Source organism: Allolucifera butyrica (assembly GCF_900476375.1).
In the GTDB taxonomy this organism is placed as follows: Bacteria; Bacillota; Negativicutes; order Sporomusales; family UPPP01; genus Lucifera; species Lucifera butyrica.
The window spans coordinates 1-462 of record NZ_UPPP01000042.1; the positions used below are offsets into that span (position 1 = coordinate 1).

1 protein-coding gene is annotated in these 462 nt (G+C 53.0%); it reads right to left on the reverse strand.

Translation table 11 applies throughout. From position 1 onward, the window contains the following. Nucleotides 1-462: FAD-binding oxidoreductase (locus LUCIF_RS00160; RefSeq protein ID WP_243638614.1), on the reverse strand; the 462-nt coding region annotated here is incomplete at both ends.

Below are 462 nucleotides of genomic sequence, written 5' to 3' on the forward strand. Positions count from 1 at the left end.
CACCAGCACTTCCATAGCCCCGTTTTCCGTGGCCATTTCGTCAATCAGAACGCACTGGTCTTCCAGCAATTCCTCGCTGTCGCCGGCAATCTGCACAATAACATAGTATCCGTCATTGCTATGGGGCAGTTTTTCCCGCAAGAACCCTTCCACGCACTGGACCGATGCATTATCCATAAATTCGACGCACACCGGCGTAATTCCCGCTCCCATAATCGTAGGCGTCAAACCAATGGCCGAAGCCAGGTCCGGGAAAATCGCCAGCAGGTTCATCGTATTTTTCGGCAGAGCCACCAGTTTCAGATAAATCTTGGTTACTACGCCCAAAGTACCTTCCGAACCGATAATCAGGTTCATCAGGCTATAACCGGTGGCGTCTTTTTTCAGTTTGCCCCCCAGCGTCACGATTTCGCCAACCGGCGTGACCACTTCCAGTCCGGCTACCTGGTTGCGGGTTACCCC